Here is a 20,014-nt window from a genome sequence, read left to right on the forward strand (position 1 = left end):
CGCGCGGCATAGCCCAATCTCGCGCTGGTTCATCGCTCAAACCCGCCTTCAACCGAGCTTGGGTGGCGGGCCACCGAGGTGCCCATTTCTCTTTCGAGTTGAACAGGAACAACTGCGAGTTATCCGCTGACAATGGCGCGCGGCGCGCCTCCCCAGGCGTCATCGTGCTTGTCCATGTCGGCGTCGTATTCGATGTGGCAACCCAAGGGGCTGTTGAAGTACCAGAACCAGTTGGAGCCAAACAGGTGACGGCCCGGGCCCCAGAAACTGGTCCAGCCTTTTTGCTCGAAGCGGGTGCCGGCCAACAGCACTTCGGTGCCGCTGCCCATGTGGAAGGTGAAGTGTTCGCAGCCTTTCATGTGCGGCGAGGTCTGGATCATGAACAGGCAATGATGATCATCAGAACCGGCCGGGCGCATGAACGGCCCGGCACCGATGAAGGTGTCGGTGGTCTTGAAACCCAGGCGCTCGGCGTAGAACGCCTCGGCCTTGACCGCGTCCGGAACGAAATACACCACATGGGACAAAGTGCGCGGCGCCGCGCTCATGTCGAGGGTGATCCCCGGCTGGTTGAGAGGTCGCTGCGGCGCGTGGCCGGCGGCGTTGGTCAGGTCGTCCGGGGCGGTATACGCCCTGCGCACCGTGACCTGGAAGGCGATGGCAAAGCCCATGTCATCGACGCTGTGCAGCACGCCATCGGGGCTGCGGGTGACCTGGCGATCCCGGGCCAGTTCGTCTTCGATCGCGTCGAGGTCAGCGCTGCTGGCGACACCGTATACGGTTTCGCGAATTGACGCGCGCCGGGCCTGATGGCCGCCGGCAGACCGGGGTCGTCGGCTCGGCGAATGATCACGGCAGTGCCGTCCAGTGCTTCAAACCGCCCGCCCTCACTGCTCACGGCAACCGGCTCAAGGCCGTAGTCACGCAGGCAATCGGTACAGGCTTGGATGTCATCGACGCCAAAAATCAGGGCATCAAGGCCAATGATGTTCATGGCAACCACTCCATTGAAATTATGATCCGGGAACAGCAACTGAACGCTCAGCGTCAGGATCAGCCTGGCAACGAACCCGGTGGTGGTGTCGGCTCAAGGTCCGACTGCGGCGAAGATTGACTGGACCCTGGGCAGCTGACTAATCGCATGTCCGGGATGCGACCTATCGGCAAACGCGATACCTGATGCCACGTCAGGTCGACTTGAGGCAGGCTTGACGCGGCACTGTATTCGTCCGAATGTATCGCGAAAATAAATACAACAATGGACGTGCCCGATGCGTTTCAATCACCTGGACCTGAACCTGCTGGTGGCGCTCGATGTATTGCTCGAAGAGCAGAACATCACCCGCGCCGCCGAACGCCTGCACATGACACAGTCCGCCACCAGCGGCGTATTGGGACGCCTGCGCAGCTATTTCGAAGACGAGTTGCTGGTGCAGGTGGGGCGCAAGATGCAACCCACCAACTACGCGCTGGAACTGGCCAAGCCGGTACGTGAAGTGCTGCTGACCATCCAGTCGTCCATCACCGCCAAACCGGTGTTCGACCCCGCGACCAGCAAGCGCCACTTTCGGCTGGTGACCTCGGACTACCTGATCAGCGTGCTGTTCGCCCAGGTGATTCAGAAAATCCACCAGGAAGCGCCCAACATCACCTTCGAGATGCTCGGCCCCAGCGATAACTCCGGCGAATTGCTGGTTCGCGGCGAGGTCGACTTGATGATCGTGCCGGAGCGCTACACCATCGACGGCCACCCTTCCAAGCTGCTGTTCGAGGAAGAACACGTGTGCGTGGTGTGGCAGGGCAACACGCAAGTGGGGGACAGCCTGACGCCTGAGCAGTACATGGAAATGGGCCACGTTTCCGTCGGTTTCGGGCGCACCCGGCACATGAGTCATCGAGGAATGGTCTGCATGAACCAGTACGGCTTCAATCGCCGGCTGGAAGTGATTACCAACGACTTCAACACCCCTGCCGCAGCTGGTCGTCGGCACCCAGCGCATCGCGACCATGCACCAGCGGCTGGCGTGTACGCCCTGCATCTGCCGCTGCGGATCCTGCAGCCGCCGGTGAAGATACCGGTGATGCGGTGAAGTGATGCTGTGGCACCGAAGCGTCGACGGCGACCCCATGCATCGCTGGCTGCGCGATCGCATCAGCGAATTCATCCAGCACCTTGAGGGAACATCCTATCGCCGCTCGCGATACCTCCCATCCCGCGTCACGATTGGCCAAATAGTCGGGTCGTCCTTAACGTGCCGTGGGAACGCCAAGGCAACCACAAGGACAACAAAAACCATGTTCCGCTATTTCCCAACCAACTACGTGTGGAATCTTTCTGTCAACCTGGCCATCGAGATGGGCGCCCGCATGGGCGAAATCGAAGAGATGTGCGCGCCGCTGCAGGAGGCCGCCCGCCAACCCGACGCCGCCGGTACCAAGGCCTTCCGCGAGACCTGGGCGAAAATGGCCGACAAACTCTGCGGGCTGGCCGAGGAAGACGAAACGTCGGGCCGGCTGTTGTCTGCAGGCGAAAAATACAACCGCGCCGCCACCTACTACCTGACCTGCGAGCGCCTGCAGGCCCATGGCGCAGCGGGCCGCACCGAGCTGTACCAGCGCTTCCTGCAGACGTTCAAACGCGGCATCGAACTGTCCCGGGAGAACTGCGAGCGAGTGGAGATCCCCTACGAGGGCGCACATATTTCCGGCTTGCTGGTACGCGCCGAAGGCGTGAGCGGGCCGGCGCCGATCCTGGTGCAGGTCAACGGGCTGGATTCGACCAAGGAAATGAAATACCGCGTCGGCCTCCCCGCCTGGCTGGCCAAACGCGGAGGTGTCTTCGCTGATCATCGACCAACCGGGCACCGGTGAAGCCTTGCGCCTGCACAACCTGATTGCCCGTTACGACAGCGGAGCACTGGGCCAGCCGCGTCGTCGACTGGCTTGAAACCCGCAGTGATGTGGATGCCCGGCGTATCGGCATGGAAGGTGTCTCGTTGGGCGGTTACTACTGCCCGCGCGCCGTGGCCTTCGAACCGCGCTTCGCTTGCGGCGTGGTATGGGGCGCGAACCACGACTGGCGAGATGTGCAAAAACGTCGCCTGGAAAAAGAAGGCAGCTTCCCGGTACCGCATTACTGGTCGCACGTGTGCTGGGTGTGGGGCGCGAACGATGTCGACGAGTTCATGAGCATCGCCGAGAACGTCCACCTGGACGGCGTGCTGGACCGGATCAAGGTGCCGTTCCTGGTGACCCACGGGGAAAAGGATTCACAGATTCCATTGAAGTGGGCACATCGCACCTACGAGCAACTGGTCAACAGCCCAAAGCGCGAGCTGAAAATATTCACTGAACGCGAAGGTGGGGTGCAGCATTCAAGCTTTGATAACAGCATTAATGCCGGGCAGTACATTGCGGACTGGGTGGCTGAAACGCTGGGTGGGCACACTGGCTGATGGATTGATCGGCCTATTCAAAACGCCATTGCAGGAAGCCTGACTTGCCAGCTATGGCGGTGCGCCTGGCACACCGCGGTGCCGCGATCGCCAGCAAGCCGGCTCCTACAGTCCGGCACTTCCATAGCACTGTGGGAGCAAAGCTTGCTCGCGATGGCGGTGCGCCTGGCACACCGCGGTGCCGCGATCGCCAGCAAGCCGGCTCCTACAGTCCGGCACTTCCATAGCACTGTGGGAGCAAACCTTGCTCGCGATGGCGGTGCGCCTGGCACACCGCGGTGCTGCGATCGCCAGCAAGCCGGCTCCTTTAGTTTGACCTGGGTACTCCTGCTCGCACCTGCGTTGTGGCAGGGCGGAAGTCAGCTAGGTGAACGAGTAGCGTGGAACGAGTGGTGTGTACGTACACCAGGTCATCGGCGAACAGTTCGGCGACTCGGGCATAATCCTCTTCGACCAGCGCCCGGCGGCGTTCGGTTTCCAATTGCAGCAGTTGGGTTTTCACAGGCATCTTCCTGACTCTCGGTGGATTGACAAGCGCGCACCCTAAACGGCGCACCTGCGCAGTAAAAATCGTCGATGAAGATGCCTGCCATCGTGACTCGCGATACTCTCCCTCCGACACCTTCCATCGCCCACAAGCCAAGTAAACCAAGGCTTGCAGACCTATTGACCCGGTCAATACGTCGCCATCGATGCAATCTGTTGGTGTTGAACCTGCCCGCGCCCCTAGTCTCTTTTCGCATAACAATCAGCCAAGCGAAAAACCCCATGTCTAGCCTGCACCTGAAATGCCAAACACTGTTCGACGGCACCGGCCTCGACACCCGTCAGCAGCAAACCCTGGTGGTTGAAAACGGTCTGCTGAGGTACGTCGGCCCGACCCTGTCCGCGCCTGCACCCCTAACCGGCGACACCGTGGTGGACGCCGGCGACAACTTTGTCATGCCCGGCCTGGTGGATGTGCATACTCATCTGGCATTCGGCAATGCGCAGAGCGAAGAAGACATCGATATCTGGACCAGCGACGAGTTCCGCGCCCTGCGCGGCATGTTCTTCGCCCAGCATGTGCTGGCGGCCGGCGTCACCAGCATGGTGTGCCCCGGTGACAGTGGCCAGCTCAGCATCGCCGTGCGCAACGCCATCGGTGCCGGGTTGTTCGAAGGGCCGCGAATTGCCGCCAGCAGCCGGGTCATCACCAATCGGCAGAGCCTCAACGACTGGTTCCCGAGCCGCATGGGTGCCCCGGAATTTTTCACCGCATGCCTGGTGACCAGCCGCAGCGATGCCTTGGCGGAAATCCGCAAACAAGCCAAGGATGGCGTCGACCTGATCAAAATTGCCATGGACGGCACCCATCGCCGCCCCAACGGTGAAATCATCGCGGCGTTCACCGCCGAAGAAACTTACGAAATGGTGGCCGAGGCCCATCGCCTGGGCTGCAAGGTCGCCACCCATGCCTACGGTCGCGAGGCGGTGATGTACGCCGCGCGCGCCGGCGTCGATCTGGTCTTCCACGCGTTCTACATGGACGACGCGTGCATCGAAGCCTTGCTCGAAGCCGGCAGCATCCTGGCACCCACCATGACGTTTCCGCAGAACACCGTCGATTTCTGCCAGCCCCACGACCCGGCCATCACCACCGGCTACGCCGGTTACTGCGCTCGAACCCTGGAGATCGGCTCAGCCGTGCTCAAACGCGCGAAAGCGGCCGGCATCCCGTTCGCCTGCGGCAGTGACAGCGGTTTTGCGGTGACGCCTTACGGCGAGTGGCACGCCCGCGAGCTTGAATTGCTGGTGACGCGGCTCGGCTTTACGCCGGCCGAAGCCCTGCATGCAGCCACCAACGTCGGCGCGCGCTGCATGCCACGGGGCGAGACCCTGGGCACTCTGGAAGTAGGGAAACAGGCCGACTTCCTGCTGCTCGACGGCTCGCCATTACAGGACATCCGTCTGCTGCAGGATCGCTCTCGCCTGAAAGCCGTGTACAAGGGCGGCCAGCCGGTGAGTATGGAGCGCAGCCCCTACAACCCCAAGCAGGTCAGCGACTTCAACTCGTTGAAATGGACCGATCTGTACACTCGCGACCGCGTAGCCCAGTTGGGCAAGTGGGCCTTATGAGGACTGCTGACATGCAACAACTCGATCTGCTCACTGCCACAGACCTGGCGAGCCGTGCCATTCGCCTCGCCCGTCAAGCGGGCTTCAAGCCCATGGCCGCAGCCGTACTGGACTCCGCCGGTCATCCACTGGCCGTACTGCGCGATGAGCACGCCAGTTTCCTGCGCCCGCAAATCGCCACTGGCAAGGCTCGCGGCTGCCTGGGCATGGGTTTCGGCGGACGGGAACTGGCGCGGCGTGCGCAAGCGATGCCGGCATTTTTTGATGCGATCAACAGTTTGACCGGCGGCGAAGTGATTCCCGTGGCAGGCGGTGTACTGATTCGTAACGCCCAGGGGCAACTCATCGGCGCCATCGGCATCAGCGGCGATACCTCGGACAACGACGAGCGCTGCGCCGTGCAGGCCATCGATCAGGTCGGCTTGATAGCGGACACCGGCGATCAACCTCCAGGCTGATCGAGCATCGCCGCCTGTTCTACCAGCAGTCGGCGCAACCAGCGCATCGCCGGATCATGTTCCTGGTAAGGGTGCCACTGCAGCACTTGGGTAGCGGCGGGAAACGCCAGCGGTGCGCGGTGGATCCGCAGCGGGTACCGCCGGGAAAAACCCTGGGCCTGACGACGAAATACCGTAGCGATACGCGCGGTACCCATCACAAACTCCGGGATCAGCGCAAAGCTTTCCACGGCCACCGCGACTCGCCGTTGCACGCCAAGCTCCTGCAGGTGCACGGCATCCATCGCCAGGTTTCGCCCGTCGGAGAACTCGCGCACCACATGTTCCGCCGCACAGTAGCTGGCCAGGCTCAGGCCCTCGGCAAACTGCGCCTGCCCCGCGCAAACGATGCAGCACAACTCATCGTTGAGCAGCGGCACGTGGGGGTACGCCGGATTCAAGCGGCGCTGCGGCACTATCACGGCATCACTGCGACGGTAATCCAGCGCCTCGCTGACCACGTCACCGTCGCGCGGTGCAGGCAGGTCGCGCAGGCTCAATCGCACCCCGGGAGCGACTCGTGCCAACTCAAGACTTACGGCAGGCAGGAGTACTCCGACCACGTAATCCGAGGCCACCAACGTGAATTGACGGGTACAGGTGGCGGGGTCAAACCCGACCGGCGAATCGACGATGTCCCGTGTCAGCGCCAGGGCCTCACGCACTTTCGGCAGCAGCTCCAGGCCCAGCGCTGTCGGCTCCAGCCGCCGGCCAACCTGCACCAGCAACGGGTCGTTGAAGTGTTCGCGCAGGCGCCCCAGCGCTGAACTTGCCGCAGACTGGCCCAGGCACAAGCGCTCGGCCGCCCGGCTCACACTGCATTCGCTGAGCAAGGCGTCCAGGGCCACCAGAAGGTTCAGGTCGAGACGTCGATAACGCATACAGCTCCACTACGGCTGAGAATTGCTGCAGCAACCCTAAACAGACGTTGAGCCGAGGACCAATCGCAAGCTCCGTTACGAGCTATCACGAAAAACACTACATCGCCTGCCAGGGTGCGATTGTGCCGTTACCCCGCCAGGCTCGGCACCTCAAGCCCGACCTTCACCCGGTCCAGTGCCACGATGGTCTTGAACCAGGTGACGTTAGCGTTTTCGGCAAACAGTTTCCGCGCCAGTAGCTGGTATTCCTGCATGCTGGCGACGGTCAATATCAGCACAAAATCCACCTCGCCAGTGACGTAATAGCACTGCTGCACCTGCGGCACGGCGAAGTGGGCTTTGATCGCCTCCAGGGCCTCGATACTGGTACGTTCGGCCATCACTTCGACAATGATGGTAATCGGTCGCCCTACCGCCGTCGGGTCGACAATGGCGACATTGCCGGTGATGACGCCCGCTTCTTCCATTCGTTTGATACGGCGCTGAACAGCGGCTGTGCTGAGGTTTACCTGCTCGGCCATCAGGCGCAACGGCGTGGTGTTGTCGCGCTGGACGAGGTCGAGGATGGCCCGGTCGAACTTGTCCAGTGAGTCGAAAGCTGCGAGGTTTTTGGCCATGGTCAATCCGTGAGAAATTTTCTCGAAAACTAGCAGAAAACCGCGACCCTTTATCTGATCGTGAGAAATATTATCGTGCTCGCCGCCTGCATTCGCAGCGCGAACTCACACAGGATTTCATTGGCATGGTCGCTCTGTTTCATCTTTCTCCCGTCCTGTTGGTCACCGCCATGCTCGTCGTGCTGCGCCGCCCACCCGTACACGCAGCCATCGCAGGCACGTTGTTGGTGGTAGTGCTGTGGCTCGCCGGTATCGCTGATGCGTGGCAATGGGCGAGCCTGCTCGCCGCCGCCGAAGACACCGTCGTGCTGTTCGCCAGCACCGCTTTCGTGATTGTGCCGGGGCTGGCGTTCGTCATCGTCATCGAGCGTCTGGGCGTGAATCTGGCCCTGAGCCAATGGGTGCGTTCGCTGGGACTGGGACGCGGCGATCAACTGGTGTTCATCGTTCTCGGACTGGCACCGTTGCTGGAAGCCATGACCGGTTTTGGCGTGTCGCTGATCGCCACCGTGCCACTACTGCTGAGCCTGTTCGATCGCCAGGTCGCACTGCGCATCGCCTTGGCCGGCATGGCGATCATGCCGTGGGGCACCCTGGGCCTGGCCTCGGTGATCGGCGCCTCGCTGGCACATCTGGACGCGCCGGCCCTGGCTGCGACTTCGGCCCTCACCAGCGCCCCGGTGTTTCTTGCCCTGAGTGCCATGGCGTTGTACCTGGCAGGCGTGCGCGAGCTGCGGGAATGGCAGGCGCTGGGCGTTTTCTGGCTGCTGTTCGTGGCCGTGCTCTACGCTGCCAGCCGCTGGTTGGGCCCGGAAGTAGCCGGCGTTGCCGCCGGCCTGTTCACCGCCAGCGCCGTACTGGCTGCAGGCCTGTGGCGGCGGCGCAGCGCAACCACCCGCAGCACGGTGCAATGGCCGCGACAGGCCTGGCCTTATGTGCTGCTGATCGTCTTCATCGTCGGCTTGAAAACGCTGTGGAGCATCACCGGCTGGCAGGATCTCTGGATCGTCCAGGGCGCCCAGGTGACGTGGAAACCCTTGGCTTCACCGGGCGTGGCGCTGATCCTGGTGCTGATCGGCCTGGGCCTCTACGCGCGCAACACGCCACGCCAGACGGGGCCGGTCGTTGGTTGGCTGACGGCATTGGCGGTTCGGGCGAAACGCCCCTTGCTGACGATTTTTTTCTTCCTGGCGATGTCGCAGATGATGGTCAAGGCCGGATTCCTCGCGGGCCTGATGCAACTGCTCGCTGGCCTGTCGCCCACCGCAGCAACATCTGTGGTTAGCCTGCTGGGCGCCCTGTCGGGTTACATGACCGGATCGAACGTCGGTGGCAACGCGATCTTCATGCCGGCCATCGCGATGCTCCCCGACGCCTCGCGCCTGTTGCTGGCCGCCGTGCAGAACAGCGCGGCAGGACATGCCGCACTGGGTTCGCTGTCGATCGTCATGCTGATCCTGGGGCTGGCGAAGACCCAGGCCAGCGAGGAAAGCGCACTGGTGAGGTTTGGCTTCGGGCTGGTTTGCCTGAATACGGCGTTGGTGGCTTTGAGCGCGATGCTGCTGGTGGGGTGGCTTGGGTAACAGCGAGCGATCGCCTAAAACCGCTCTGTCACCCAGATTCCTCGTTCGACGAACGGGGCATGAAAGTCTGGCGATCTGGGCTACATCGATGCCGATGGACATCAGCGCATGCCCGCGCTTTTGGCTGGAACCCGGCGAGATTAAGTTTCACTTAAGGTCGTTTACTTACTCTCGCGCCCACTTACACCGCAGCACAAACCAAGCGCAAACAATAACTGGGCATTCAGGTTATGAAGCATCTTTCAAACAACACGAACACTCCCTTCAGCATTGTTCTGGTTAATTACAAAACACTCGACATCACCAAAGCCTGCCTCGACCTTTTATACAAACACGTGGGGCACCGGAATATCCCGGTCTGGGTCGTTGACAACGACTCCGCGGATGAGAGCGTCCAATACCTGCGCTCGCTGAACTGGATCAACCTGATCGAACGCAAGTCAGCCGGCCCGGAAGCGGGCCATATGGCGCACGGCAGAGCACTCGACATGGCGCTGGCGCGCGTCACAACCGACTACCTGTTCCTGCTGCACACCGACACCTTCATCTACGATGAATCCGTGTTCGACATGATGTTGAGCAAATGCATCAACGATCCGCAGGTCGCGGCCGCAGGCTGTGTCGAGCAACTGGATCGCGGGGTGATCAGGTCTGCCTGGCGTTATGCTTCGCGGCTGTACAAACACCATTACCGCCGCCTGAAACAAACCTTGGGGCTGCGCTCCAAAGACCCGAAGCCCTGGCGTGAAGTCCACCTGAAGAGTTTTTGCACCCTGTGGAACTGTGGGTTGATGAAGCAGCATGATCTGCATTTCCAGCTGGATGATCGTGTGCCCGGGTACACGCTGCAAGACCGCATGGTCGAGATGGGATACACCGTCGAATTCATTTCGCCCGGCACGATATTCAAGTACCTGGACCACATCCAGGCCGGCACAGTCGCTGCCGCCGGCGGCTACAGCACTGCCCACCGTCGCAGCAAGATGTACAACGAGATGCTCAAACGCATCGGCAAAACCGGCTTTGCGCAATAAGCGCAGACCTCAGCAGCGCCTGCCCACGTTTCGGCTGGCACTTTTTTGTCGATGCTGGGCGTTGTAGTAGTGGTCTGCGCGATTTGGTATGGCATGGTCGCAATCGCCCTTTCGCAACCCATGATTACTCGCGCGTACCAATGCAGGAAAAAAGCGACCGATCGGCTGTGTGGCGGGTTGCTCATGTCTTTGGGAGTTCGCCAGTTGGTGTAGCCGTTGTGTTCAAATGACAAGCAATAGTCAGGTAACAGTTGCAGGCGATGCGATGACAACAACCGATGTGAAATCCCGCTTCGAAGCAAAGCTGCTTCGTCCGGCAAAGCCTGGTGATGATAAGTCGTGGACATTTTTGGTACTGCCCAAAGATGCGAGCGAACAACTGCCGAGGCGAGGAAGGACGACGGTTGAAGGCACGCTCAATGGGCACCCATTCCAGGCAACGCTCGAGCCCGATGGTCAGCTGAGCCATTGGCTGCGGGTCAGTAAGGAATTAAGCGAGGCCGCAGGCGCGGCCGCTGGGGATAGGGTCACGATAGGGCTAAGCCCAGCCAAGAAGGAGCCTGAGCCTGACGTCCCGGCAGATTTCCAGGAGGCACTGGCAGCCACTCCAGAGGCGCGCGAAGTCTGGAACAGTACGACGACCATCGCACGGGTGGACTGGATACACTGGATTACTTCAGCCAAGCAACTCAAGACACGCGCAAAACGAATGGGTGATGCCTGCGAAATGCTTGCGTCCGGCAAGAAGCACGTGTGCTGTTTTGATCAGTCTGGTTACTACAGTAAGGCCTTCAGTGCGCCTGAGGCCGAAAATCTTTAACTGAACCATTCGCAGTGGCTACTGACAGAATCGGATAGGGCCGCAAAAGGATGTTGATGAGCATGAGGGTCTTACTCATTAAGTGATGAAGGGACTTTGCTTTAATCACGGTGCCCAAGTGCTCAGGATCGTGCATGCCATATCACATCATCTTGCTCATACTTTTCGCAGCGCTTTTGCATGCCAGCTGGAATGCCGCGTTGCGCGGTGGCGCCGACAGACTTTGGTCGATGACGATCATGTGCGTGGCGGTAGCCATCGCCAGCGTCGCAATAGCGTTGTTTTTGGAGCCCCCGGCCAAAGCCAGTTGGTTCTATGCAGTCCTTTCGGCGGTCCTGCACGTTGGCTACAACCTGTTCCTGGTGCGTAGTTACAAGGTTGGAGACCTTGGGCAAACTTACCCAATCTCGCGGGGCTCCTCGCCTGTCCTGATCACCCTCGCCGCTTCGGTTTTTGCCGGGGAAACGGTCGGCGCAGCCGTGATGTTTGGCATTTTGCTGGTGTCAGGCGGCATCATTTCGCTCGCCTTCAAAGGACGCAAGCTGGCTGTCCCGAGTCTGCCTTACGCCCTGGGCACCGGTTGTTTCATTGCCGCTTATAGCGTGACGGATGGCATTGGCGTACGCCTGTCAGGAGCGCCGATGGCATACACGGTATGGATGTGCGCCTTGTGGGGCGTCTTGATGCCGTTGGTGTATGTCGGCATGCGCGACGCGAAGAGTCTGTTCACCTTACGTCCCGGGTTCATGACGGCCTTCATCGGAGGGCTGGTTTCACTTCTGGCCTATGGAATCGTCATTTACGCCATGTCCGCGGCACCCATGGGAGCAGTATCGGCCCTGCGCGAAACCAGCGTGTTGTTCGCGGTGCTGATCGGATATTTTTTCCTGGGTGAGACACTGACTATTCGTAAGATTCTGGCATGTGCGGTGATTGCCATCGGCACGATCATCATTGGCTGACGGCAGGGACTCAGAGTCGATTGTCAGTTTTGGGGTCGACTTCAGCCGGTTAGGACAGTCAGTAAAAGCTTCAGGCTGTGTGAAAACGCGCTAAACACCTCGAAAACTGAAAGTCGCGAGGGTTGCCTATGGAATCAGCGGGCGAAAGCGCGAATTAGCTTAGTCAGTGACGTAGACGTTCGTAATGCCGTTTGGGCCGCGTCAGCGGCCCAAACGGCTTCTAACTGGCGAGCCAAGCGGCTGGGTTCACGCCCTGATCGCCTCAAGCAGCCCTGCGATGCCGAAGATGCTCATCATTCGTTTGAGGTTGTAGGCGAGCACGTGAAGGCTCATCTCAGTGCTCACCCTCGGCAGGGTTATGGTCAGGAAGTGGGTACTTCCCATCCAGCACTTGAGCGTTCCAAAAGGATGGTCAACGGTCTGTCGACGAACCCTCATCATCGCTGGATAATGTTCTAGCCGAACCTGCATCGCGTCGACCACCGACTCATATTCCCAGAGCTTCACACGGCGCTCCTTACCCGTCGTACATTGCTTTTGTATTGAGCAGGACTGGCAGCCTGAGAAGTATTAACAATGCAATAACATGCCGTCTTCCGTCATTTGCCCTGAATGAAGTTGCGGTTGCGATTATTGACGGCTTTGAATTTGTTGCTGTCGATGGCGATGATCGACTGGAAGAAGAGATTGAGGTTGCGACAAAGCACTATGAACTGGCGGCACACGCGGCGAATGGCTTTGCCGTTGTCTTTGCGAAAGTCGGCAATGGTTTTGAAGCCCGGAGCCAAACGCCCCGTTCGCCACATCAACTCGACGTTGCGCTAGGCCTCTCGCTCAAGCCGGCGGCTGGACTGAATCCGATTGAGATAGCCGTAGATATAGATCTTCAGTAACACCGCTGGGTGACAGGCCGGGCGACCCGTAGCGGCAGGATCGACTCCCTCAAAACCAAGTGATCCCAGGTCGAGTTCATCGACGAAAACATCGACCATGCGCACTGAATTTTCTTCGGCTACGTAATCGTCCAGATACTCCGGCAGCAAGGTGACTTGCGTCCGAGCCTCACCTTCAATAAATCGCTTCATGTTCGCCCCCGCTACGATCTCGACGATCAGAAGATTAGACAATTGCGGGAGTTTTCACACAGCCTGGGTCGATTTCTGCCGGTGGCGACTGGCAGAAATCAGCCAAAAGCTGCCAGTCACGAGGGGCCTGATTTGACCATTACTCCCGTTGGTGAACGCTAGGACTCGGCCCGAAGGCGTTCGACAGGAATGACTGGAGAGGAAAAAACCTGCTCGGTAGGGAAACGCTCAGGATTCGTCGCTTCGGCACACGCCCCCTTCTTCTTTAATATCAACGCAGTGATACTCGCTTTGACCGCGTTATCGGTCCGACAGTAACTGCATAATCTCAATTGCCCGCTGCGTCGCCAGATGACTCAGAATATTTTAAATTATGTCGGAAACTATCTGCCTAGCTTTCAAAGCTTTTAAGAATCACGAACGCTACTGAAGGAAATCTTGATTCCAAGTGAATGCATACCGCATTAATAGAGATGCTTAATGCAGGCGACTGACTGTTTTTGACATTACTCCCGCTTGTCACGTGGCCGCAAACATCCAAAACGCAGTCAGTCGCGCAAGGCTCAACTTTCGCTTAGAACCCCTTATCTGGAGTAACCCGACCAAAAACCCAAGGCGCACGCGCTCCTCGATTGAATTCATAGGCCTTGATCCGCTCCGACTGCAACAAGGTCTGTGCTATTTCATCCAGTCCTTGCATTAGGCTTTGGCGCCGTCCCTCCTCCAACTCGAATGTCCAACGTACATCACCCACCACGAGAGTTCGCGCAGCAACGTTGATTTGAGCCTCCAGCCGAGCTCCACCCTCTAGCATTTTGAACAGGACGTCGATGTCTGCTTGTGGCAATACAATTGGCAGCATGCCGTTGTTAAAACTGTTGTTAGAAAAAATATCGCCGTAACTGGGCGCGATCATTACCCGAACACCAAAGTCGCGGAGGGCCCAGACGGCATGCTCGCGGCTGGAACCGCAGCCAAAATTGGCTTGCGCGAGCAAAACAGTCCCTGCGCTGTAGGGAATTTGATTGAGGATGCACGCTGGATTGCGACGCCTATCGGAAATAGGCGTATCGACCTCTCCAGGATCCAGGTAACGCTCATCGTCTAGCAGGAAATCTCCAAAGCCGAACGATTCCAGACTTTTCAGGTATTGCTTAGGTAAAAGTACATCGGTGTCGATGTTGGCACGGTTGAACGGGATGACAATGCCCCGGTGTTGAGTTAGGGGTTGCATGAGAGACTCCTCGGATCGGTCAAAGCCCCGGCGATTGCGGCGGCGGCGGCCATTCGCGGCGACAACAAATGAGTACGTCCGCCCTTTCCCTGACGTCCTTCGAAATTGCGATTGGAGGTGGCAGCGCAGCGCTCGCCCGGCTCAAGCCGATCAGCGTTCATGCCTAAGCACATCGAGCAGCCGGGATCACGCCATTCAAACCCGGCGCTGATGAATATTAAGTCCAATCCTTCCGCTTCAGCCTGCTCGCGCACCAGTCCGGAACCTGGCACCACTATGGCCTGCTTAATCCTCGCGTGTACCTTGTGCCCAAGGACCACATGCGCAGCAGCACGCAGGTCCTCGATCCGCGCATTAGTGCAAGAGCCTATAAACACCTTGTCCAAGGGTAAACCCAACAGCGACTGACCAGCCTGCAGCGACATGTAATCGAGTGCTCGCTCCCAATCAAGGCGCTGCAGCGCATCTCGGGCCATATCCAGTGTCGGTATGCGGCCATCGAAAGGTATGACCATTTCTGGGGAGGTACCCCAGGTGAGTTGCTCCGAGATGTGCGCCGCATCTAATCGCAGCTCCCGATCGAAAACGGCGTGGGGGTCCGACTGCAAGTCGGCCCATGCCTCGGTGGCCTGAATCCACTCTGCGCCCGAAGGCGCCAGGGGGCGGCCCTTCACGTAGGATTGCGTCACGTTGTCGAAGGCAATCAGACCGACTCGAGCGCCAGCTTCGATGCTCATGTTGCATAAGGTCATCCGCGCCTCCATTGACAAGGCCCGCACCGCACTGCCGCAAAACTCCAGCGCATAGCCCGTGCCGCCGGCCGTGCCGATGTGGCCAATGATGTGAAGTGCCAGGTCCTTAGCACTCACTCCGTCGGCAAGTTGTCCGTCGACCTGGATTCTAAAGTTCTTGTGCTTACGGCTACGCAACGTCTGTGTAGCCAGCACATGTTCGACTTCGCTGCTACCGATGCCATGAGCGAGCGCGGCAAAAGCGCCATGGGTGGCGGTGTGTGAATCACCACAGACCAGGGTCAGACCTGGCAATGTCAAACCCTGCTCCGGCCCGACCACATGTACGATACCCTGACGCACATCATGCAAGGGAAACAACGGAACGCCGAATTCGACGCAGTTCTTCTCCAACACCGAAATCTGCGCGCGGGCGATCTTGTCGGCCACGCCATCTAGCCCTAGAGCCCTGCCCTCGGTAGGGACGTTGTGGTCGGGCGTGGCCAACGTGGTGTCGAGTCGCCAAGGCTTGCGTCCGGCAAGACGTAAGTTAGAAAAAGCCTGGGGTGAAGTCACTTCATGCAATAAATGGCGATCGATGTATAACAGACTGGAGCCGTCATCCAGATCCGCAACCCGGTGTGAATCCCAGAGTTTGTCGTACAGGGTTCTTCCGCTCACAGGACTGCTCCTTGAGGTACAGCGCGTAATTCACGTTGGCGCTGCAGCCACCGGTAGCTGCGCCCGCCCAATTTCACCCCGTCAAAGCCTCGGCATACTCGACGGCGGAGACCAGTTGATCGAGACCGATTCCACATTCATAGCCCATGTCACTCAGCATCAGTACCAGATCTTCGGTTGCGAGATTACCGCTGGCTCCCGGCGAGAAAGGGCAACCGCCGAGCCCGCCAATGGAACTGTCGAATTCCCGAATACCGCATTCCAGCGAGGCCAACACGTTGGCCAAGGCCATGCCGCGAGTGTCGTGAAAATGGCAGGAAAAACGCGCAGGTCCGTGCATCGCGATGAGACGCGTCATCAACGAACGAACGCTCACCGGGTTAGCCGCGCCGATGGTATCCGCAATGATTAATTTGCTCGCTCCGGATTCTAGAAGGCGCTCCGCCAGTGTCTGAACGACACGCTCCGGGGTTTTACCCTCAAAGGGACACTCAAATGCCACCGCGATGTAGGCACGCCCCTCTATTCCATCAGCCGCCGCGCGCGCCATCAGTTGCGTGCATACTTCGGTTGTCTGCTCCAAACTCATGCGGATGTTTTTTGATTCATTGTTTCAGTGGCCGATAGCACTACAGCAATACTGGTAACACCGGCTTCGAGGGCCATTTCATAGCCGCGCAGGTTAGGTACTAACGCCGAATAGCTCATCAGCTCCGGAACGGGCAAGCGTCCGACCAGTCCGGCCGTGTCAGCCATCTGTGGAATAGCCTTGGGCGAGACGAAACTACCCACTTCGATAGTGCGAATGCCACTTGCAAGCAAGGCATTGATCAATCCTAAACGCTGTTCGACAGTCAGCGACTGATGGTGCATTTGCAGCCCGTCGCGGGGCCCGACCTCGTTAACAATCACAAGTCCACTCATGGCTCAGCCCACCACATTCTGCTGTTTGAGCGCCGCAATCTGAGCCGCGTCGTAACCCAACACCTGCTCAAGAACCTGATTAGTGTGCTGCCCCAGCAACGGCGGGGGACTGAAGCTGTCGGAACTGTCGGCAGAAAGTTTGATCGGGTTACCAGGCACCTCTATGTGCCCGCCTTCAGGGTGCTCGATTTCGACAACCATCTTGCGGTGACGCACCTGAGGATCGTTTAGTGCCTCACTGAAGCTGTTTACCGGGGCGCATGGCACCCGCACCCGTCCCAACTCCTCAACCCAGTGCTGAGTGTCACGGGTTGCCAGCACTTCGTTGAGTATTCCTTCGATAAACGCTTGGTTGGCCAGTCGCACCGGTTGGGTTTTAAACTTCGGATCTTTCAGTGCTTCAACCTCGAGCAAGCCAACTAGGTTGTCCCAAAAACTGTCGAAGATGACTGCGATGATCACAAAACCATCAGCGGTCTTGAATGTGTTGTATGGCACATGGACAAAATGCCCATTGCCCAGCGGCTGCGGATTGACGCCGCTCAGCAGGTACATGGTAGCCATGTAGTTGAGCATACTGATCTGACAGTCGAGCATGCTGATGTCCACATGCTGACCGTGTCCCTTGCTGTGCCGGGCCTGCAGCGCGGCGAGAATACCCATCACAGCAAACATGCCGCCGCCCAGATCGCCGATCGGTATGCCGGAGCGGGTCGGCTGCCCGGCGCTTTGCCCGGTAATTGACATGCCGCCGCTTATGCCTTGGACCACTTGATCGAAGGCCGGCCGCTGAAAATTGGGCCCGTCCTGGCCGAAGCCGGAAATAGAACAGGTAATGATCTGCGGGTTGATTGACTTCAAGCTGTCGTAGTCGATTTTCAGCTTGGCTGGGACACCGGCGCTGTAGTTATCCAGAACCACATCTGCATTGCGGACAAGGTCGTAGAACACTTGAAGCCCAGCATTACTTTTGAGGTCAATGCAAACGCTCTGCTTGTTGCGATTCAAAGTCAGGAAATAAGCGCCCATTCCCTTATATGAATGGTTCGGGTCGTTGGCCAGTAATGCACGCGTCCCCTCGCCGCTCAATGGCTCGACCTTTATGGTGTCGGCGCCAAGATCAGCAAGAATCATCCCGCCGTATGGACCAGACAACATATGGGTCAGATCCAGGATGCGGATCCCTTCAAGTGGTTTGCTCATCATTAATCCTCTTGGAGAAAGGCAGGGCTAAAGGCCCAATGCACCGGGGTTCAAACGGTTGTCAGGATCCAGCGCGGCATTGATCGAACGCGCGACGTCTAGCGCAGTCGGATCGAGAAGTTCGGCGTATGGGTAAGCCTTACCGAGTTGAAAATGCGTCGCACCAAAGCGGTCGTAGAGTGCAACGAGATCTTTCTTGAATTGCACGACCCAAGTGCGCGCTTCAAGGTTTTGTATATGCACGGGCAAACGCTGAAGCTGCTTCGGACTGAGGGCCTGGTGGTGGTAGTCGCTTAACTCATCAGGCCAGTAAATCCCCGTTTCGTGCATGAACTGACCGGGGCCGACGGTCTCGTACATGGTTCCAGTCCAAACGCCCAACCGCTGCATGTCGACCTGGCGCTGAGCGATGAAGCTCTCCAATGCTCGCTGAAAAGCCAGCACTCGCGAGTTGGCCAGCACTCCATGCACCGGTACCCAACGCTCGCCCTGGGGACCAACAACATTGAACATCTTTGCGAACGGCTCGCTACGAATGACCGCAGGGACGGTGTTGGCAATTTCCCTCCCGATCCCGTTCAAGGCCTGTCTTAATCGATGCACAGCTGCGTGAACAGAGTGCCGATCCGCCCCCTCGATGATGTAGTGGGCCAGGTATGGCGCCGCTTTCATGGACCGCTCGCCGGCCAGGCCCATGCGCAGCAATTGAGCGCAGCCGGCCACCCATGATGGCGAGGTAGCAAATACATTGCGCGCAATATCGAGAGTGTCCTTTAGGGTTCTCCCACGCTTGAGTTGTCCGCGTAACAAAGCCGCGTCTAGACCGAAATGGGTATCATCAACCCCTACGCGAGCAGCGGTCCGCATTCCCCGATAAAGTGTTTCGAATGAATCGAAGGCGAACGAAACACCAACGTGCTCTGGCGTTGCTGGTAACAAAGGTAGCGTCACTCGAGCCTTGATACCGAACGCCCCGCAGTCGCCCGTAAATAAACCGGTGAAGTCTGGTCCGTACGAGCGACTGAAAGGTGCACTTCCCCGTGCTGCGGTGCCAGTGCGCAACAGCCGGCCATCCTCCATGACCACGTCCAGCGACAGCACGGATTGCGCCGCAGTCCCATAACGCCCGCTGCCGACGCTGATGCCATTCTGAGCGACCGTTCCGCCGACAGTGGCCACTAACCCAGAAAACGGCCCGCGAAATGGCGTACGCAGCCCACGCGAATCCAATTCGGCTTTCAGAGCGGCCCAAGTCACCCCAGTCTCAACGGTGACATATCCATCCTCTTCGTTGACCTCGTGGATACGTTTAAGCTGACGCAAATCAAGCATCAGGCTGCCTAGTTGGGCTGGCAGGTAGCCTTCCGTGTAGGACGCGCCTCCTCCTCGCACCGTGAGTGTCAGACGATGTGTAGCAGCCAAACGGACAACGGCCTGAAGAATTTCGACAGAGGTCGGGATGACCACCGCGAGCGGCCTTTCGCGTTCGCTGAAAACATCATGACTATAAGGCCCCACGGCCTCGCCGCTGAGCACCTGAGTAACTCCGACAAGGTCGTTCAACGCCGCCAGCAGCCCTGGATCGGCCGCAGCTATTAGCGGCTTCACACCTGTGATTCCACGCGTGCCCAGCTCGGGGCTATTGGTGCCGGAAGATGGGTCTGCTCTTCACAGGTAGCACGCAGCGTTTCTATATCCGGCCCGCGGTTGAACACCGGCAAAGGCCCACGTGATTCACTGATATCGGCACGTAGAGCCTGGGTTGCCGCGAGATCAACTTCGCCGTTGCCACCGATGATCACGCCGTAAGCGCGTGCGCCGTTTAACGTCACGAGACCCTGGCGAACCTCCTTGGCCACGAGCGATGCATCGCGCTCCAGTGGATCACCCCAGCCGCCAGCGCCCCAGGTCACGAAGTGCAAGCGGTCGCCGGGCAGCACCTGAACCGCATCACATTTAGCAGGCAGGTAAATCTGCTCGCCACTGGCACGCTCCAGCAGCTTCCACGAGCGCTGGGCGGGCTCCCCACCGTTGACGCCCCAGGGAGGTATGAACCAACGATCATCGTGAATCGAGACTTGGCCTTGCGCGAGGAAGCAGTAGGTCATTTTGATGCCATTACCACCGCGAAACTTGCCGGCACCACCGGAATCTGCAACGGTCTCGTAGCGCTCTATGCGCATCGGGAA

The 20,014-nt window shown here is 59.0% G+C and carries 14 protein-coding genes and 5 pseudogenes; 8 read left to right on the forward strand and 11 right to left on the reverse strand.

Annotation, left to right across the window (positions count from 1 at the left end; all coding sequences use genetic code 11):
- Window positions 1-48: 48 nt before the first annotated feature.
- Window positions 49-994: pseudogene (locus JFT80_RS17620) on the reverse strand (VOC family protein).
- 277 nt (window positions 995-1,271) lie between these two features.
- Here JFT80_RS17620 and JFT80_RS17625 point away from each other — a divergent pair.
- Window positions 1,272-2,236: pseudogene (locus JFT80_RS17625) on the forward strand (LysR family transcriptional regulator).
- Between the two features lie 59 nt (window positions 2,237-2,295).
- A pseudogene (locus tag JFT80_RS17630) lies at window positions 2,296-3,455 on the forward strand (alpha/beta hydrolase family protein).
- Window positions 3,456-3,762: 307 nt separating this feature from the next.
- Here JFT80_RS17630 and JFT80_RS17635 read toward each other — a convergent pair.
- Entirely contained in the window at window positions 3,763-3,957 is a 195-nt protein-coding gene (locus tag JFT80_RS17635; RefSeq protein ID WP_201148721.1) for a hypothetical protein, read from the reverse strand.
- A 266-nt stretch (window positions 3,958-4,223) separates the two neighbouring features.
- Between JFT80_RS17635 and JFT80_RS17640 the strand changes: the two genes are divergently transcribed.
- Together JFT80_RS17640 and JFT80_RS17645 are read left to right on the forward strand one after the other, a co-directional pair.
- Window positions 4,224-5,573, forward strand: a complete 1,350-nt coding sequence (locus JFT80_RS17640) for an amidohydrolase family protein (RefSeq protein WP_201148722.1) — start codon at window positions 4,224-4,226, stop codon at window positions 5,571-5,573.
- A gap of 11 nt (window positions 5,574-5,584) precedes the next feature.
- Complete coding sequence (locus tag JFT80_RS17645; protein ID WP_201148723.1) at window positions 5,585-6,031, forward strand: heme-binding protein; 447 nt, start codon at window positions 5,585-5,587, stop codon at window positions 6,029-6,031.
- Here JFT80_RS17645 and JFT80_RS17650 read toward each other — a convergent pair.
- Window positions 6,016-6,951 carry a LysR family transcriptional regulator gene (locus tag JFT80_RS17650; RefSeq protein ID WP_201148724.1) on the reverse strand — a complete coding sequence of 312 codons (936 nt, stop codon included), beginning with the start codon at window positions 6,949-6,951 and terminating at the stop codon, window positions 6,016-6,018. The two genes, JFT80_RS17645 and JFT80_RS17650, sit on opposite strands and share 16 nt — an antisense overlap.
- A 128-nt stretch (window positions 6,952-7,079) precedes the next feature.
- The gene (locus JFT80_RS17655; protein ID WP_201148725.1) at window positions 7,080-7,568 is read right to left on the reverse strand and encodes an Lrp/AsnC family transcriptional regulator; all 489 of its coding nucleotides are present in this window, start codon (window positions 7,566-7,568) and stop codon (window positions 7,080-7,082) included.
- 125 nt (window positions 7,569-7,693) lie between these two features.
- Between JFT80_RS17655 and JFT80_RS17660 the strand changes: the two genes are divergently transcribed.
- The 4 genes from JFT80_RS17660 (at window position 7,694) to JFT80_RS17675 (ending at window position 11,967) form a co-directional block, all read left to right on the forward strand.
- Entirely contained in the window at window positions 7,694-9,151 is a 1,458-nt protein-coding gene (locus tag JFT80_RS17660) for an L-lactate permease (RefSeq protein WP_201148726.1), read from the forward strand.
- A gap of 230 nt (window positions 9,152-9,381) precedes the next feature.
- Window positions 9,382-10,185 carry a glycosyltransferase gene (locus tag JFT80_RS17665; protein ID WP_201148727.1) on the forward strand — a complete coding sequence of 268 codons (804 nt, stop codon included), beginning with the start codon at window positions 9,382-9,384 and terminating at the stop codon, window positions 10,183-10,185.
- A gap of 265 nt (window positions 10,186-10,450) precedes the next feature.
- On the forward strand, window positions 10,451-11,005 hold the full coding sequence (locus JFT80_RS17670; RefSeq protein ID WP_201148735.1) for a YdeI/OmpD-associated family protein: 555 nt from the start codon (window positions 10,451-10,453) through the stop codon (window positions 11,003-11,005).
- Window positions 11,006-11,139: 134 nt separating this feature from the next.
- A complete protein-coding gene (locus tag JFT80_RS17675; protein WP_201148728.1) occupies window positions 11,140-11,967 on the forward strand; it encodes a DMT family transporter in 828 nt (275 codons plus the stop codon).
- 246 nt (window positions 11,968-12,213) lie between these two features.
- Here JFT80_RS17675 and JFT80_RS17680 read toward each other — a convergent pair.
- The 7 genes and pseudogenes from JFT80_RS17680 to JFT80_RS17715 form a co-directional block, all read right to left on the reverse strand.
- Window positions 12,214-13,052, reverse strand: a pseudogene (locus JFT80_RS17680) (transposase).
- A gap of 574 nt (window positions 13,053-13,626) precedes the next feature.
- Window positions 13,627-14,286: a 3-isopropylmalate dehydratase small subunit gene (gene leuD, locus JFT80_RS17685; RefSeq protein WP_201148729.1), complete on the reverse strand. Its 660-nt coding sequence runs from the start codon at window positions 14,284-14,286 to the stop codon at window positions 13,627-13,629.
- On the reverse strand, window positions 14,274-15,698 hold the full coding sequence (gene leuC, locus JFT80_RS17690; protein WP_201148730.1) for a 3-isopropylmalate dehydratase large subunit: 1,425 nt from the start codon (window positions 15,696-15,698) through the stop codon (window positions 14,274-14,276). Before leuC ends, leuD begins: the two co-directional genes overlap by 13 nt.
- Window positions 15,699-15,771: 73 nt before the next feature.
- Window positions 15,772-16,622: pseudogene (locus JFT80_RS25620) on the reverse strand (hydroxymethylglutaryl-CoA lyase).
- Between the two features lie 3 nt (window positions 16,623-16,625).
- On the reverse strand, window positions 16,626-17,828 hold the full coding sequence (locus JFT80_RS17705; RefSeq protein WP_242482980.1) for a CaiB/BaiF CoA-transferase family protein: 1,203 nt from the start codon (window positions 17,826-17,828) through the stop codon (window positions 16,626-16,628).
- A gap of 24 nt (window positions 17,829-17,852) precedes the next feature.
- Complete coding sequence (locus tag JFT80_RS17710; RefSeq protein ID WP_201148733.1) at window positions 17,853-19,433, reverse strand: FAD-binding oxidoreductase; 1,581 nt, start codon at window positions 19,431-19,433, stop codon at window positions 17,853-17,855.
- On the reverse strand, window positions 19,430-20,014 hold a 585-nt coding region (locus JFT80_RS17715), incomplete at its 5' end, for a hydantoinase B/oxoprolinase family protein (RefSeq protein WP_201148734.1). The genes JFT80_RS17715 and JFT80_RS17710, both read right to left, overlap by 4 nt.

The sequence above is a fragment of the Pseudomonas sp. TH10 genome (genome assembly GCF_016651255.1).
Taxonomy (GTDB): Bacteria; Pseudomonadota; Gammaproteobacteria; order Pseudomonadales; family Pseudomonadaceae; genus Aquipseudomonas.